Source organism: Rhodovulum sp. (assembly GCF_011048875.1).
Classification (GTDB): Bacteria; Pseudomonadota; Alphaproteobacteria; order Rhodobacterales; family Rhodobacteraceae; genus Rhodovulum; species Rhodovulum tesquicola.
In genome coordinates this window covers 1-1794 of record NZ_DSDD01000185.1, presented here as the reverse complement: position 1 = coordinate 1794, position 1794 = coordinate 1, and the positions used below count along the sequence as shown (strand labels likewise).

Below are 1794 nucleotides of genomic sequence, written 5' to 3'. Positions count from 1 at the left end.
TTCCAGAGGCGTCGTGAGCAAGTCGAACCCGCGGGTCGATCGCGAAGCCGAGACGCAGAACCTGCGGCTCAGTTGGGATTACGCGCCTCTCGACTCGGACCTCGTCGATCTGTCGGTGCTGCTCTACGCCAACTGGCTGGACATCACCGAAGATGGCGTTTCGGTGCCCCGGCGGGACAAGACGAGCTATGACACGCTCGGCTTCGAGATCACCAACCGATCGACATTCGACCTCGGCGTGCCGGTCGATGTCGTCTATGGCTTCGAAGTGCTGCGCGACACCCAGAAGGGGGTGCGCAACGGGGCGCCGCGCCCTGCCTTCCCCGATGCCGAGGCCACGACCTACGGTGCCTTCGCCGAGGCCACGGCCGCGGTCGGCGACCGCCTCGACCTGATCGCGGGGTTGCGCCTGGACCGCTACGAACGAGAGCCGGACGATCCCGCGCTCAGGGACGTGAGCAAGGATTTCGTTTCGCCGCGGATCGGCTTCAGCTACCGGCCGAGCGACTCGTGGCAGGTCTATGGCAACCTGGCGCGCGCCTTCCGCGCGCCGTCGCTGACCGAGCTTTACAGCAGCGGGCTGCATTTCCCGGGCAGCCCCGTCGGCTTTCCGCCTGACAACTTCTTCATGCCGAACCCGGACCTCAAACCCGAGGAGTCGACGCAGGTGGAACTTGGCGCGCGGTTCGAACGCGGCGGGATCTGGCGTGCGGGTGACCGGTTGGCCTTCTCGGTCAACGCCTATTACGCCGATGTGGACAACTACATCGAGCGGGTCGTGAACATCAAGGCCGGCACCACGAGTTCCGGCAATGTGGACGCCGAGTTGTGGGGCTTCGAGGCGGAACTGGACTATGACGCCCGCACCTGGTTCATGGACGCGGGACTCGGCCTCGCGCGCGGCCAGCGCGACAACGGCAACTGGCTGGGGTCGATCCCGCAGGACCGGCTGACCGCCACTCTCGGACTGCGGCCGTGGGAAGGGTGGGAACTCGGGGCGCGTGCCACCTTCGCGGCCCGGCAGGACCGCGTGCCTGCGGCAGGCACGCCCGGCGACGGTTACGAGCTGCTCGATCTCTACGCGACATGGGCGCCGCAGAGCGGTGCCCTTGGCAGCATGGTCCTGCGGGCGGGCATCGACAACGTGTTCGACCGGAACTACACGATCTATCCCAACGGTCTGGCGCAGACGGGCCGCAGCTTCAAGGTTTCGGCCACGTTCACGTTCTGACGCCGCGTTGGGGCGACACGGGAAAGGGGCGGTGCATGGCACCGCCCCTTCATCATTCGATCCTGACCGAAGCTGGCTGGGGGCTTCGCGTGGCTGGCCTGTGGGTTGAAAGGCCGGCTGCGAGCGGACCTGGCTGGCGTTCGGGCCTCAGGCGGCCTTGCTGTCCCCTTTGAAATGGCCGCACCAGTCGTCGGACTTGACGACCGGCCACAGGCCACGGGCATCGGCCTCGGGCTGCGAGACCGGCGGGTTGAAGCGGCAGAGGCCGGCGCCTTCCAGGGTCTTCGCCGAGTTGGCCGCGTGATCTTCGAAGAATGCGCAGCTCGCGCACGTGGTCGTGGACATCTTAATCTCCTTCGCTTGGGACGCCATCCAGCCGTGGCGTCACCTGTATGATATAGCTTCAGCTTGCCGAAAAGGCAAGAAATTTTGCAATTAAATCATATAGTTGAGTGATTCTGTCGGGATTGCTTTCATGACCGTTTGACTCGGAATTCCAGCCTTGAGCGCGGACGCCCCCACAAAGTCAAACCGTGACTGAATATTTTCGGGCGGTCGCTTGA

Annotated in this window: 2 protein-coding genes; one reads left to right on the top strand and one right to left on the bottom strand. The window is 64.8% G+C overall.

Annotation, left to right across the window (positions count from 1 at the left end; genetic code table 11):
• Positions 1-1231, top strand: a 1231-nt coding sequence (locus ENN83_RS06355) for a TonB-dependent receptor domain-containing protein (protein WP_287185309.1), incomplete at its 5' end; no start/stop codon positions are given.
• A 147-nt stretch (positions 1232-1378) separates the two neighbouring features.
• Here ENN83_RS06355 and ENN83_RS06350 read toward each other — a convergent pair.
• On the bottom strand, positions 1379-1576 hold the full coding sequence (locus ENN83_RS06350) for a hypothetical protein (RefSeq protein WP_287185308.1): 198 nt from the start codon (positions 1574-1576) through the stop codon (positions 1379-1381).
• Positions 1577-1794: the final 218 nt, after the last annotated feature.